Below are 14197 nucleotides of genomic sequence, written 5' to 3'. Positions count from 1 at the left end.
CATGCTCCCACAGGTGTACGACGCAGGTGAGTACGACACTGTAGGAGTAAAGCTTGCTCTCCCAGTTGTACGGCTCAGTTGGATACGACACTGTGGGAGCAAAGCTTGCTCGCGAACAGGCCAGCCCTGACACGCCGACCAGTACAAAAAAACCCGCATTCTGCAATGCGGGTTTTTTGTGAGCGGTGCTTTTATCAGAACCGATAGATTTCCATATCGGTACGAATCGGCGTCGCCAGCGGCATCTTCGGTTTGTCTTCCCGGGCAGCGGGTTCAGGGGCTGCCTTGCGCGGCTCCTGCGCCAGCGCCGGCTGATTGGCCAACGGCTTGACCGCTGCAGTCAATTGCTCGGCCAGACGCTGCAACAATACGCCCTGGGCCTGCACCTGCGCGGCGGTGCCATCGGTGTGCTTTTCTTCCAGATGGACAATGCGGTTGTCACGCACCAGGCCACGGCGATCGAGCACCCGCCATTGCGCGTCCAGCACCGCTGGCTGGCCATCGCCCGAATCCAGACGGGTGATGGAGAGCAAAACCTGGGCATCCGGGCTGAAATTGGCCGGCTTCGGCGCCAGCATCACCTTAGGGCTGTCGAGCCGCCAGGCCAGTTGGCGCACCAGCAACTGATCGATATCCGAGGCCAGGCTGCCGGCCCAGCGACCATCGGTGGAAGCCGTGAGGCTGCCGTCCTTATGGCGCTGCAACAGGGTTTCACGTTGCAGGTAATCGGCCACCGACACCGGCCCGAGCAGCACCGACATACCGCTGGTCGCCTTTGGCTGCCCCGGATTGCCGCTATCGAGTTGATACAACGCCACCGGCTGATGCACGCTGCAACCCGCCAGGCCAAGCACACCAGTCAGCAATAGAACGAGCGGAAGGCGCAGAAAAGTCATCATCCCATCCAGGCGGCCGCCTCAAGGCTTGCCGCAGTGATACTGTCGAAATTCGTCTGGGTGCTCGGCCACGCCGACACCTCAAGGGGCCATATCATCCGCGAATATTCGCCGTGACTCCAGTGCTTCTCTGCCGATCTGACCGAATGGACATGATCGGCCCGAGTACCGAACGTTAACCAGCGTTTTCGACCAACAACGCGTCGACCCGCTGGAAGCCCCGCGGCAGCTTGTTGCCACGCCGCCCACGCTCGCCCTTGTAGTGCTCCAGATCGTCGGCCTTGAGCGATAGAGTACGCTTGCCGGCCTGCAATACAAGGGTCGAACCCTCGCCGAGCACCGCCAGATCGGTGACGTATTCTTCACGACTGGCCACCCGATCACCGGGCACGCCAATGATCTTGTTGCCCTTTCCTTTACCGAGTTGTGGCAGGTCGCTGACCTTGAACACCAGCAGGCGACCTTCCGTCGTGACGGCGGCCAGATAATCCTGCTCGCGGTCGAGCACCGGTCGTGGCGCCATCACCTTGGCCCCATTGGGCAGGCTGAGCAGCGCCTTGCCGGCCTTGTTCTTGGCCTGCAGGTCTTCGCCCTTGACCACAAAGCCATAGCCGGCGTCGGAGGCCACCACGTACAACGCATCGTCCTCCGGCATCAGCACGCATTCGAAGCTCGCCCCCGGCGGTGGCGTCAGGCGCCCTGTCAGCGGCTCGCCCTGGCCCCGGGCCGACGGCAAGGTGTGCGCCGGTACCGAGTAGCTGCGCCCGGTGGTGTCGATGAACACCGCAAACTGGTTGGAACGCCCCGCTGCCGCGACCTTGAAGCCATCGCCGGCTTTGTAGGACAGCCCCGTCGCGTCGATGTCGTGTCCTTTGGCCGAGCGCACCCAGCCTTTTTCCGAAAGCACCACGGTGACTTTCTCGTTGGGCAACAGCTCGTTTTCCGACAGGGCCTTGGCTTCGGCACGCTCGACGATCGGCGAACGACGTTCGTCGCCGTAGGTTTCGGCGTCCTTGATGATCTCGCTGCGCACCAGCTTCTTGAGCTTGGCTTCGCTGCCCAGCAAGGCCTGCAACTTGGCCTGCTCCTTGCGCAGTTCATCCTGCTCGGCACGCAGCTTCATTTCTTCGAGGCGCGCCAGTTGTCGCAGGCGGGTATCGAGGATGTAGTCGGCCTGCACCTCGCTGAGGGCAAAGCGTTCGATCAGCTTGGCCCGCGGATGCTCCTCGGTACGAATGATGTGGATCACTTCGTCGAGGTTGAGGTAGGCGATCAGCAAACCGTCCAACAGGTGCAGGCGCTTTTCAACCTTGTCGAGGCGAAAACGCAGGCGTCGGCGCACGGTTTCGACGCGGAACTCCAGCCATTCCAGCAACAAGGCTCGCAGGTTCTTGAGTTGCGGCTTGCCGTCGAGGCCGATGATATTGACGTTGACCCGGTAGCTGGATTCGAGCTCGGTGCTGGCGAACAGATGCTGCATCAGCACTTCATGGTCGACGCGGCTATTGACCGGAATGATGACGATACGGCACGGGTTCTCGTGGTCCGACTCGTCACGCAGGTCGGCCACTTGCGGCAGCTTGGAGGGCTTGGCCTGCATCAGCGCGGCGATCTGCTCGAGCACTTTGGCGCCGGAGACCTGATGCGGCAAGGCGGTGACGATGATGTCGCCGTCCTCGACGTGATACACGGCGCGCATGCGCACCGAGCCACGGCCGGTCTCGTAGATCTTCAGCAGGTCGGCACGCGGGGTGATGATTTCCGCTTCGGTCGGATAATCCGGGCCCTGGATGTGCTCGCACAGTTGCGCGACGGTGGCCTTGGGCTCATCGAGCAGGCGCACGCAGGCCGCAGCCACTTCGCGCAGGTTGTGCGGCGGTACGTCGGTGGCCATGCCCACGGCAATACCGGTGGTGCCGTTGAGCAAGATGTTGGGCAGGCGCGCCGGCAGCACCAGCGGCTCCTGCAAGGTGCCGTCAAAGTTCGGCCCCCAGGTCGCGGTGCCCTGGCCCAGCTCGCTGAGCAGAACTTCGGAATAACGCGACAGCCGCGCCTCGGTATAGCGCATGGCGGCGAACGACTTGGGATCGTCCGGCGCACCCCAGTTGCCCTGGCCGTCGACCAGGGTGTAGCGATAGCTGAACGGCTGCGCCATCAACACCATGGCTTCGTAACAGGCAGAGTCGCCGTGGGGGTGGAATTTACCCAGCACATCACCCACGGTACGGGCGGATTTCTTGTGCTTGGCATCGGCGTCCAGCCCCAACTCGCTCATGGCGTAGACGATGCGCCTTTGCACCGGCTTGAGGCCATCGCCGATATGAGGCAGGGCGCGGTCCATGATCACGTACATGGAGTAGTTGAGGTAGGCCTGTTCGGTGAAGTCAGCCAGCGACCGGCGTTCTACACCGTCCAGGCTGAGATCAAGGGAGTCGCTCATGCGGGCCTCATCATTGTGTGGTCTGGCGCAGCAGCATGTTGCCACCGCGCTGGGTAAATTCAAGTTGTCTCAGGGCGCTCATGCCCAGCAATACCTGGTCGCCGTCCAGCCCCGGGGTGACCACCGCGCGCACGTCACGCAGGACGATATCGCCCAGTTTCACCTGATCGAGCTGGGTGCGATAGCCCTCGCTGCGGCCGTTGGCGGTGTTGATCTGCACCGGCATGCCGCGCTGCAAGGTCAGCTGGCTGGCGACACTGGCCGGAATCGCCACGTCGGTAGCGCCGGTGTCGAGCATGAACTGCACGGGCAACTGGTTGATCATGCCGCTGGCGACGAAATGCCCTTGGCGATTGCCGGCCAGTTGCACCTCGATATAACCCTGGCCGTGCGCGGAGCTGACCTGAGTGTTGGGGTTGGCTTCGTGCTCTTCACGGCCGGCAAAATAGCGCGTGGCCAGGAACAGCCCGGCAATCCACGCCACCATCAGCAAGATCCGACCGGCGCGCCGCCCCGGTGGCGCCGCGCTCAAGGGCGTGCCTCCCAGCCGTCGACCGGGGCGGCAAAGCGCCAGACGATGGGGCGGACATCGCCATCGCCACGAGCCCAGTCGTTGTTGTCGTTGCCGATCCAGGCACCTTGGGCGTCGACCACCAGCGCCTCGGCCACACCATAGGGTTTGGCGTAGCGCCGGGCCGGGGTCAGGGCCGCGTCGGCGAACGACCAGCAGCGCTCGACGGCCACGGTGCGGGTGTCACGCCGGCAGATCTGATAGGCGTTGCGCTCAAGGGTGTAGAGCTTGCCGTTGAACCAGGCCAGGTCGGAGAAATCGATCACCAGCGGCAGGTCGCTAGGGATGGCGGCGGCCGGTCGTGCTTGCACGCCGTCTTCACTGAGCAGCACGCAGGCGCCGTCGCAGGTCCACTCGCTCCCGTGCAAGTTGGCCTTGAGCAAGCCGCGGCGCGAACGCTCGGCGGCCAACCACAGCTGATCACCCGCCGGATTGATCGCCAGCCCTTCGAAAATCGCATTGAAATGCGCCAGTAATCCTGCCGCACGGGCTTCACGGACCAGCGCCGGGCTGATGTTCAGCCACTGCGCCTCGCCCTCGGGGCTGATCTTGAGCACTTGCGCGCGCGCCTCGCTGACCAGATAGCGATTACCGGCGGCGTCGCAGCTGATGCCCTCGAAGTCGAGGGTGCCACCGCGCACGAAGCCCGCGGCCCAGGTGCGCACGTTCATGCCCCAGCTCAGGCCGCTGGGCGCAGGCGTCGGCACGTCGAAACGTTGCGTCTCGGCCTGCCACACCGGCTGGCGGGTATCCAGGCGATAGATACGATCATCGTCGCGGTCCGACTCGGTATAGAGCTCGCCGCCACAGATCGCCAGGCCCGACAGATTGCCGTCCCGCATGCCTTCGACCGGGTGTTCGGCGAGCAGCCGCAGCTCCTCCACCGGAGCGGCGGTTGCCAGCGTCGTGGCCAAACACAGCGTCATCAGCAGCCAGGCTGCCAACGCCGCACGCATCAGGTCAGCACCTCGGCCAGGTTGCCCTTGGTCTCCAGCCAGGTCTTGCGGTCGCCGGCGCGTTTTTTCGCCAGCAGCATGTCCATCATCTCCGAGGCCTTGGGGTAGTCCTCCAGGGTCAATTGCACCAGGCGCCGGGTGTTCGGGTCCATGGTGGTTTCGCGCAACTGTGGCGGGTTCATTTCACCCAGGCCTTTGAAGCGGGTGACCTGCGGTTTGCCCCGCTTCTTCTCGGCCACCAGGCGATCGAGGATGCCGTCGCGCTCGGCTTCGTCGAGGGCGTAGTAGATCTCTTTGCCGAGGTCGATGCGGTACAGCGGCGGCATGGCGACGTACACGTGGCCGGCATCCACCAGCGGGCGGAAATGCTGGACGAACAATGCGCACAACAGGGTCGCGATGTGCAGGCCGTCGGAGTCGGCGTCGGCGAGGATGCAGATCTTGCCGTAGCGCAGCTGGCTGATGTCCGCGGCGCCCGGATCGACACCGATGGCCACGGCGATGTTATGCACTTCCTGGCTGGCCAGCACTTCGCTGCCGTCGACTTCCCAGGTGTTGAGGATCTTCCCGCGCAGCGGCAGGATGGCCTGGAATTCCTTGTCTCGAGCCTGCTTGGCCGAACCGCCGGCGGAGTCACCCTCGACCAGGAACAGCTCGGTGCGGGCCAGGTCCTGGCCGGCGCAATCGGCCAGCTTGCCGGGCAATGCCGGGCCTTGGGTGATGCGCTTGCGCTCGACCTTCTTGCTGGCCTTGAGGCGGCGGCCAGCGTTGCTGATGGCCAGCTCGGCCAATTGCAGGCCCAGTTCGGGGTGTGCGTTGAGCCACAGGCTGAAGGCGTCCTTGACCACCCCGGACACGAACGCGGCGGCTTCACGGGACGACAGACGCTCCTTGGTCTGGCCCGAGAACTGCGCGTCCTGCATCTTGGTCGAGAGCACGAAGGCGATGCGCTCCCAGACGTCTTCCGGGGCCAGCTTGAGGCCGCGCGGCAGCAGGTTGCGGAACTCGCAGAACTCGCGCATCGCATCCAGCAGGCCTTGGCGCAGGCCGTTGACGTGGGTGCCGCCCTGAGCCGTGGGGATCAGGTTGACGTAGCTTTCCTGCACCACGTCGCCGCCTTCGGGCAGCCACAGCAGCGCCCAGTCGACGGCCTCCTTGTTACCGGCCAGGCTGCCGCAGAACGGCTCCTCGGGCAGGCGGATGAAGTCGCTGACGGCGTCGATCAGGTACGAGCGCAGGCCGTCTTCGTAGTGCCATTCGACCTTCTCGCCGCTGCTTTTGTCTTCGAAGCTGACCAGCAGCCCCGGGCACAACACGGCCTTGGCCTTGAGCACGTGCTTGAGGCGGCTGATGGAGAACTTGGGCGAATCGAAGTACTTCGGGTCCGGGGCGAAATACACGCTGGTGCCGGTGTTGCGCTTGCCGACGGTGCCGACTATCTCCAGCTCGCTGGCCTTGAAGCCGTCGGCGAAGGTCATCTGATATTCGTTGCCGTCACGCTTGACCTTGACGCGCACCTGATTGGACAGGGCGTTGACCACCGAGATACCCACACCGTGCAAGCCGCCCGAAAACTGGTAGTTCTTGTTGGAGAACTTACCGCCCGCATGCAGCTTGGTGAGGATCAGTTCGACCCCCGAGACGCCCTCTTCCGGGTGGATGTCCACCGGCATGCCGCGGCCGTCGTCGCTGACTTCGAGCGAGTGGTCGGCGTGAAGGATGACCTGGATGCTCTTGGCGTGACCAGCCATGGCTTCGTCGACGCTGTTGTCGATGACTTCCTGGGCGAGGTGGTTCGGCCGGCTGGTGTCGGTGTACATGCCCGGGCGTTTGCGCACCGGGTCGAGGCCCGAGAGGACTTCGATGGCGTCTGCGTTATAAGAGCTAGCGCTGGGATTGGCCATGGGGTCTCGTCGTCAAAGTGGGGTAATCAAAAGTGCAGCCGGGCACCGGGCGCTGGGCCGGGTGCCCTTGCAAAAGCTCAGAGCGCAGCGAAATCTATCCCTTCCCAAGCCTTTGCAGCAATGCCCGCGTATGCGAACAGTTGTGGCAGGTGCTCGGAGAAGCCCTGGAAGCCGTGGTCGCCTCCGACTTCGATGCGCAGATCGCAGCCGTCATAGAAGCGTTCGGCGTGGCGATAGTCGAGGGTCTCGTCGCCCGTCTGCAGCCACACCTGGTAGCGCTCGGCGCTGTGCGGCGGCGGGACCTCCAGCGCTTTGAGCGCCTCGATGTGGTCCAGGGTCAGATCCCAGGTCTGGCCGTTGTAGAAGTTGGTCTGGGGGCCCAGAACACCTTTGAACAGCTTGTGGGGGTTGACCGCCGGATTGATCAGCAGGGCCTTGAGGCCCAGGCGCTCGGCCAGGTGGGTTGCATAGTAGCCGCCGAGGGAGCTGCCGACCAGTAGTGGCGTGCCGCCGAGCGCTTTGATATCGGCGTGCAATTGGGCGATGGCCTGGCGCGGGTGGTGATGCAGCTCTGGCACCCGCAATTGATCGGCCAGGCCCATGCGCTGCAGGGCGGCGGAGAGTTGCCGCGCCTTGAGCGATGCCGGCGAACTGTTGAGGCCATGGATATAAAGAATGGAAGCGGACACCCGAGGCCCCCTGGGTCATGTGGCAAAGGTGGGCAGTCTACAGGAAATGCCCGGAGTTCTGCCCTATTCAGCCCTGTGGGAGCGGGCGGTGTCTGACGAAGGATCAGTAACCATCGCTCGAAAAATCGGGCTTGAAGACATAGCCCTCGACTCGGGACACCCCGGTTTCAATCTCGCCGCTCGGTTGCAAACGCAACCAGCGATAGCCAGGCGGCAGATCATCCAGGGCGAAATCATCGCTGCGTGGCTTGAACTGGATGCAGGTAGAGGGCGTCGCCATCAGCCGCAGGTTGCCCCGAGGCTGATCGATTTCCTGATGAATATGCCCCCACAGCAGCGCTCTGGTCTGCGGGTAGCGGTCGATGATCGCGAACAGCGCATCGGCGTTGCGCAGGCCGATCGGTTCCATCCACTTGCAGTCGATCGATACTGGATGATGGTGCAGGCAGACCAGATGATGACGGTCGGGCGCCTCTTTCAGCGATCGCTCCAGCAACTCCAGCTCGCTGGGGGCCAGGCGCCCGGGCACGGAACCCGGCACCGCCGAATTGAGCAGAGTGATGCGCCAGGCGCCGATGTCGACCACTGGGTCCAGCAGGTCCGTGCCCTGAGCGACCTCTTCCATGACCAATGGCTCGTCATGGTTGCCGGCGAACCAGCGCGTCCTGGTTGCCGGGATACGCGCGCTCATGTCCTTGAACGCGTTGTAAGAGGCCACTGTGCCGTCCTGGGTCAAGTCGCCAGAAATCAACAACAGGTCGATCTGTGGCTGCTCCAGGAGCACTTTGTCGATGACCTTTTCCAGGCTGTCGCGGGTATTCATGCCCAGCAGGCGACCGTCTGCATCGGCAAACAGGTGTGGATCGGTAATCTGCACGATCAACGGCGCAACGGATGCTGCAGAGGGGTTCGGCAAGGCCGTCTCCTTGAACGGATTCAGCTGGGATTATGGTAGGGATGAGGCAAGGGGGCAAATCGAGCGGCAAACAAGTGTTTAGCGCACTGCATCTAATGCACGAACGCCTTTAGCGAACATGTTCATGCTCGTGACCGCAGGCCAGGCAGTGGCTCAGCCATTCGCCCAGGAACAGGTTGAGCTGGGCCTTCTCGTCAGGCTGGTGCATGTGTGCATTCGGGTACGGATAAATACTACGGAAACGCCGCGCGTGTTCGGCGCTGATCACCTCGGCCATGCGCGCATCGTGGTACACCTGCACCTCCAGGCTGGGCACCGGCAGCCAAGGCAGGCTGAGCTCCTGGCGCACCTGCAAGGTGGTGGTGTACGGGCAGGCCTGCAGCACGTTCAGGGCGAGGATGCCCAGCATCTGGTCACCCTGGCTCACGGCAATACGGCGCGAATGCTGCTGGTTGCGCATGTCCGGCAACAGGCGCATCAAGCGTGCATAGTTGGCCTCGCAGGCCGCCTGCAACCCGATCAGATCGACCCGGTAGCGTTCGCGCAACCTATTCACTTCCACAACCCCCTGACTTCCTCGCGGTTCAACGCCAGCCATTGAATGGCGATGATCGTTGCCGCATTGTTGATCTTGCCGTCTTTGACCGCCTGCAAGGCGTCGCTGAAGGACCAGACGCGGACACGAATATCCTCGGCCTCTTCTTCCAGCCCGTGAATGCCGCTCACGCCTTGGGTGCTGCAGCGCCCCAAATACAGATGCACGAATTCGTCGCTGCCCCCCGGCGAAGGGAAATACCGCGAGATGGGCCACAGCGCCGCCAGCGACAGCCCAGCTTCCTCCTGTGCCTCGCGGTGTGCAATTTCTTCTGGCTGTTCATCGGTATCAATCAGACCAGCGACCATCTCGATCAGCCAAGGGTTAGCGGCCTTGTCCAGGGCGCCGACGCGAAACTGCTCGATCAGCACCACTTCGTCACGCTGCGGATCGTAGGGCAGCACGCACACCGCATCGTGGCGCACGAACAGCTCGCGCGAGATGGTGCGGCTCATGCCACCAGCGAACAGCTCGTGTTTGAGCAGCACCTTGTCGAGCTTGTAGAAGCCCTTGTAGCAATTCTCGCGCTGCTCGATCTCGACAGCCTTGGGTACGGAGTGATTCGCGTCAGTCATGGGTTTCCTCGTCGTCAGACCTTGCAGCAACGCACCATCCTAACGCGCCCACCGCTGCGGTGCAGCCCCCTTCGTCCATTTGCAGTTTCGGTGAAAATATGCTCAGCCACGGCCCGTCGACTGGCCTCCCGAGCAGCGCTCCCCTACTATGGCGCCACACTCTCATCGAGCTTAGTGGCGAACTGACTGCGTTGCACAGAGTCGAATCAGCAAATTTGTGCAAAGCCGACTATCAGTGCCGCTGCAATGGGCCCAAACCATAGAATCTCCCACAGACATACGCTGCGCCATTGTGGGAACGGGCTCTGCCCGCAAAGGGCCCTTGAGCCACAACCAACACGCGCGAATCAACACCAAGGATCAGCATGTCACCGCTTCTCAAACTTTCTGCCATCACCGCTGTGGCGCTCAGCCTGGGCGCGTGCCAAAGCCTGTTCACGCCCAATCTGCACAAGCCGCTGGAGGTCAAGCGTGACGCCTTTGAACACCTCAAGCCGGGCTGCGCGGGTGCCGACTGCCCGCTGGTGAATATCGACACCGTGCATTTCCCCGACGAGCCGCAGCTGGACATGATGGTCCAGCGCCGCCTGCTGGACCTGACCCGCACCTCGCCAGTCGCCGCCAACACCAACTCACTGCAGGAATACGAGCAGCAGTATCTGGCCCAGGCGCCCGCGCACACCAGCAGCTATCTGCAGGCCAAGGTACGGGAGCAGCATGACGGTCTGGTGATCGTCGAGCTGTCGAGCTATGTCGACACCGGCGACACTCGCAACATGCCGACCCCAGGGCGTGGATTCATCAACTATTCGCGGGCCCAGAGCAAGGCCTTGCGTCTGGATGACATGCTGGTGCCAGGCCAGGAGGATGCCTTCTGGAAGAACGCCGAGCTGGCACAACAGGGCTGGATGGCCGCGACCAAAGTCACCGACCAGGACCCGAACTTCGCCAAGACGTGGCCATTTCGCAAGACCCCGAACATCGCCCTGACCTACGGCGCGTTGATCCTCAAGTACGATGTGAACACCATCGCGCCCTATGCCATGGGCCACATCGAACTGAAGATCCCTTACCCGCGCCTCAACGGCATCCTCAAGCCCGAACTGTTCCCCGGCCGCGGCTGAAAGCCCGGCCCAGCAGCCCGTGCAACAGGCCAGCGAGTACCAGTGACGGCAGGGTCGCACCCACGTCCGGATACAGGTTGGCCAGCAGATGGTAGGTGCTGACCCCGCCCAGCCAGGCTAGCAGTGCCGGCCAGCGCCATCCTGATGAGGCATCCGGTGCGCGGCGCTGGCGCAGCACGAAGTGGTCGACCAGCACCACGCCGAACAGCGGCGCGAACACCGAGCCGATCAACAGCAGGAAGTTCTGGTACTGCGCCAGCGGCGCGAAGCAGGCGATCAGCGTACAGAGCACGCCGATGGCCAGCGCCAGATGCTCGACCTTGAGTCGGGTCAGCATGCCCGTGGACACCGCCGCCGAATGGATGTCGGCAAAAGCGTTCTCGGACTCGTCCAGCAGAATCAACAGCAGCGGGATACCCAAACCAGCGCCGGCCAAAGCCAGCAACAAGGCGTTGGTGTCGCCGCTCGGGGCGAACGCCAGGGTGTAGGCGACGCCCAGGCTCATCAGCCAAAAGTTGCCGATGAAAAACCCCAGCGCGGTGCCGCCGAAGACGCTTTTGGCGCGGCGACCGAATCGCGAATAGTCGGCAATCAGCGGCAGCCATGACAGCGGCATGGCGATTGCGATGTCGAAGCCCACTGCCAGCGGCATGCTGCCATCCCCGGCCTGCGCCCACAGCATGCCCAAGTCAGCCTTGGCGAAGAGGTTCCAGGTCAGCCACAGGCACGCCGCCAGCAGCAGCCAGATGCCCCACTTGCGCAGCACGCGACGCACGAAGGTCAAGGGCCCACTCACCGCGAGCAGGGTCGCCAGTGCGCCGAATATCAAGGTCCACAACAGCGGATTGGCCAATGCGCTGCCTTCGCCGAAATGCCCGGCGCTCAACAGGCTGGCGGCATCGCGCATGACGATGATCTCGAACGAACCCCAGCCGATCAGTTGCAGCAGATTGAGCAGCGCCGGCAGTGTGGCGCCGTGGCGGCCCAGGCTCAACTTGAGGGTAGCCATGGCCGACAGGCCGGTGTCGGTGCCGATCACGCCCACGGCGGCCAGCAGTAGCACGCCCACCGCCGTGCCGAGGAAGATGGCCAGCAGCGAACCGCTCAAGCCCAGGCCCGGAGCCAACAACGCCCCGGTCTGCAAGACCATCAGGCCGATGCCAAGGGAGAACCACAGGGAAAACAGATCACGCGCGCCGAACACCCGCTGGCTGGCGGGGACGGCGATGTCAGGGGAGTAGGTGCTGGGTGTGTTCACGGGGTCATCTCAGTATGGGATAGCGGCGAGCTTTGAGCTGCAAGCTGCAAGAAGAAGCAGGTGTGCGGTCGCTTCTGACTTGCAGCTTGCAGCTTGTGGCTCAGACCTTCTGATACAGCTGGCTGCCTTCCTGCTTGAAGCGTGCAGCCTGCTCGCGCATGCCCTCTTCGACCTCCAGGTCCACCGCCGCGATCTTCTGATTGGCAGCGTATTCGCGCACTTCCTGGGTGATCTTCATCGAGCAGAACTTCGGCCCGCACATCGAGCAGAAATGCGCCACCTTGGCCGAGTCCTTCGGCAGGGTTTCGTCGTGGTAGGCCCGCGCGGTATCCGGGTCGAGGCCGAGATTGAACTGGTCCTCCCAACGAAATTCGAAGCGTGCCTTGCTCAAGGCGTTGTCGCGGATCTGCGCGCCCGGGTGCCCCTTGGCCAAGTCCGCTGCGTGGGCGGCGATCTTGTAGGTGATGATGCCGGTCTTGACGTCATCCTTGTTCGGCAACCCCAGGTGCTCCTTGGGCGTCACGTAGCAGAGCATGGCGCAGCCGAACCAGCCGATCATCGCCGCGCCGATGCCCGAAGTGATGTGGTCGTAGCCCGGTGCAATGTCAGTGGTCAGCGGCCCCAAGGTGTAGAACGGCGCCTCGTCGCAGCACTCGAGCTGCTTGTCCATGTTCTCTTTGATCAACTGCATCGGCACGTGGCCGGGGCCTTCGATCATGCATTGCACGTCGTGCTTCCAGGCGATCTTGGTCAGCTCGCCGAGGGTCTCCAGCTCGCCGAACTGCGCTTCGTCGTTGGCATCGGCGATCGAGCCTGGGCGCAGGCCGTCACCCAGCGAGAAGCTGACGTCGTAGGCCTTCATGATTTCGCAGATCTCGTCGAAATGCGTATAGAGGAAGTTTTCCTTGTGATGCGCCAGGCACCACTTGGCCATGATTGAACCGCCACGACTGACGATCCCGGTGACGCGCTTGGCAGTCAGCGGCACGTAGCGCAACAGCACGCCGGCGTGGATGGTGAAGTAGTCGACGCCTTGTTCGGCCTGCTCGATCAGGGTGTCGCGGAACAGCTCCCAGGTCAGATCTTCAGCGGCGCCGCCGACTTTTTCCAGGGCCTGATAAATAGGCACTGTGCCGATCGGCACCGGCGAATTGCGGATGATCCACTCGCGGGTCTCGTGGATGTGCTTGCCGGTGGACAGGTCCATGACCGTGTCCGAACCCCAGCGAATGCCCCAGGTGAGCTTGGCGACTTCTTCTTCGATCGACGAGCCCAGCGCACTGTTGCCGATGTTGCCGTTGATTTTCACCAGGAAGTTGCGGCCGATGATCATCGGCTCCAGCTCGGTGTGGTTGATGTTGGCCGGGATGATCGCGCGGCCGCGAGCGATTTCTTCGCGCACGAACTCGGCCGTGATCTCTTTCGGGATGCTCGCGCCGAAGCTGTGGCCCGCGTGCTGGGCCTTGAGCAGGCCGGCGGCGTGCGCTTCGGCCAGCTTCATGTTCTCGCGGATGGCCACGTACTCCATCTCGGCGGTGATGATGCCCTGGCGCGCGTAGTGCATCTGGCTGACGTTGGCACCGGCCTTGGCCCGGCGCGGGTTGCGCACGTGGGCAAAACGCAGCTTGGTCAGCTCTGCGTCGTCGAGGCGCTGCTGACCGAAGTGCGAGCTCAGGCCCGAGAGACGCTCGGTATCGCCACGGTCATCAATCCATGCCGAGCGCACATCGCCCAGGCCCTTGCGCACGTCGATGGTGACGGTCGGATCGGTATAGGGGCCGGAGGTGTCGTAGACGGTGACGGGGGCGTTGATCTCGCCACCGAAGTCAGTTGGAGTAACGTCAAGGCTGATTTCGCGCATGGGCACGCGGATATCCGGGCGTGAGCCCTGAACGTAGATTTTTTGCGAACGGGTGAAGGGTTGCACTGATCCGGAATCGACTTTGGCCGACTCGCTCAGGTGCACGGTGGATTTTTCTTGTTTACTCATCACGGCTCTCCAGACAGCATCCAGCGGCGGAATGTCGGAGCGAACCTGAATGGCACGGATGCACCTGGAGCGGTGCTGTGCCGAGTCTCGTGCAGCCGCTCGAATGCTCGAACGACAACCCGGACGCGACACAAGAGGACTCGCCGGGTGACGAGAAATCTTGTTCCCTACGCAGGCATCAACCTGATCAGGTTCAACGGGATCCGGAATTATCCGATCTCAGCCTCTTAACGCAAGGCACCCCGACAAGAACCCGGCCAGTCTAGTCAAGCGCGCTGCACAT

12 protein-coding genes and 1 riboswitch are annotated in these 14197 nt (G+C 63.1%); of the genes, 1 reads left to right on the top strand and 11 read right to left on the bottom strand.

The features are described from left to right. Nucleotides 1–194: 194 nt before the first annotated feature. The 9 genes from REH34_RS18285 to REH34_RS18245 form a co-directional block, all read right to left on the bottom strand. Complete coding sequence (locus REH34_RS18285) at nt 195–899, bottom strand: PqiC family protein (RefSeq protein ID WP_311968697.1); 705 nt, start codon at nt 897–899, stop codon at nt 195–197. A 172-nt stretch (nt 900–1071) separates the two neighbouring features. Continuing rightward, entirely contained in the window at nt 1072–3336 is a 2265-nt protein-coding gene (parC, locus tag REH34_RS18280; RefSeq protein WP_311968696.1) for a DNA topoisomerase IV subunit A, read from the bottom strand. Nucleotides 3337–3346: 10 nt separating this feature from the next. Further along, nucleotides 3347–3823 (bottom strand): TIGR02281 family clan AA aspartic protease, encoded by a 477-nt coding sequence (locus REH34_RS18275; RefSeq protein WP_311972116.1) that lies wholly within the window; start codon nt 3821–3823, stop codon nt 3347–3349. A 41-nt stretch (nt 3824–3864) separates the two neighbouring features. Continuing rightward, nucleotides 3865–4863, bottom strand: coding sequence for an esterase-like activity of phytase family protein (locus REH34_RS18270; protein ID WP_311968695.1), 999 nt, complete (start codon nt 4861–4863; stop codon nt 3865–3867). After that, nucleotides 4863–6767, bottom strand: a complete 1905-nt coding sequence (gene parE, locus REH34_RS18265) for a DNA topoisomerase IV subunit B (protein ID WP_226504270.1) — start codon at nt 6765–6767, stop codon at nt 4863–4865. Before parE ends, REH34_RS18270 begins: the two co-directional genes overlap by 1 nt. A gap of 77 nt (nt 6768–6844) precedes the next feature. Next, nucleotides 6845–7456 (bottom strand): YqiA/YcfP family alpha/beta fold hydrolase, encoded by a 612-nt coding sequence (locus REH34_RS18260; protein WP_311968694.1) that lies wholly within the window; start codon nt 7454–7456, stop codon nt 6845–6847. Nucleotides 7457–7559: 103 nt separating this feature from the next. Continuing rightward, nucleotides 7560–8372 (bottom strand): 3',5'-cyclic-AMP phosphodiesterase, encoded by an 813-nt coding sequence (gene cpdA / locus REH34_RS18255; protein WP_311968693.1) that lies wholly within the window; start codon nt 8370–8372, stop codon nt 7560–7562. A gap of 109 nt (nt 8373–8481) precedes the next feature. Further along, nucleotides 8482–8934, bottom strand: a complete 453-nt coding sequence (locus tag REH34_RS18250; RefSeq protein WP_226504267.1) for a DUF1249 domain-containing protein — start codon at nt 8932–8934, stop codon at nt 8482–8484. Continuing rightward, nucleotides 8925–9542, bottom strand: a complete 618-nt coding sequence (locus REH34_RS18245) for an NUDIX domain-containing protein (protein ID WP_311968692.1) — start codon at nt 9540–9542, stop codon at nt 8925–8927. Before REH34_RS18245 ends, REH34_RS18250 begins: the two co-directional genes overlap by 10 nt. Before the next feature lie 365 nt (nt 9543–9907). On the opposite strand from REH34_RS18245, the gene REH34_RS18240 reads away from it, so the two are divergent. After that, a complete protein-coding gene (locus REH34_RS18240; RefSeq protein ID WP_226504265.1) occupies nt 9908–10666 on the top strand; it encodes an RsiV family protein in 759 nt (252 codons plus the stop codon). On the opposite strand, the gene cytX is transcribed toward REH34_RS18240, so the two are convergent. Then, on the bottom strand, nt 10635–11924 hold the full coding sequence (gene cytX, locus REH34_RS18235; RefSeq protein ID WP_311968691.1) for a putative hydroxymethylpyrimidine transporter CytX: 1290 nt from the start codon (nt 11922–11924) through the stop codon (nt 10635–10637). The two genes, REH34_RS18240 and cytX, sit on opposite strands and share 32 nt — an antisense overlap. 100 nt (nt 11925–12024) lie before the next feature. After that, on the bottom strand, nt 12025–13914 hold the full coding sequence (gene thiC / locus REH34_RS18230; protein ID WP_226504263.1) for a phosphomethylpyrimidine synthase ThiC: 1890 nt from the start codon (nt 13912–13914) through the stop codon (nt 12025–12027). A 147-nt stretch (nt 13915–14061) separates the two neighbouring features. After that, nucleotides 14062–14169: riboswitch (TPP riboswitch) on the bottom strand. Nucleotides 14170–14197: the final 28 nt, after the last annotated feature.

It is taken from the genome of Pseudomonas baltica (genome assembly GCF_031880315.1).
Taxonomy (GTDB): domain Bacteria; phylum Pseudomonadota; class Gammaproteobacteria; order Pseudomonadales; family Pseudomonadaceae; genus Aquipseudomonas.
Note: the sequence above shows the minus strand (reverse complement) of the source record. Positions and strands in the feature narration are given on the sequence as shown.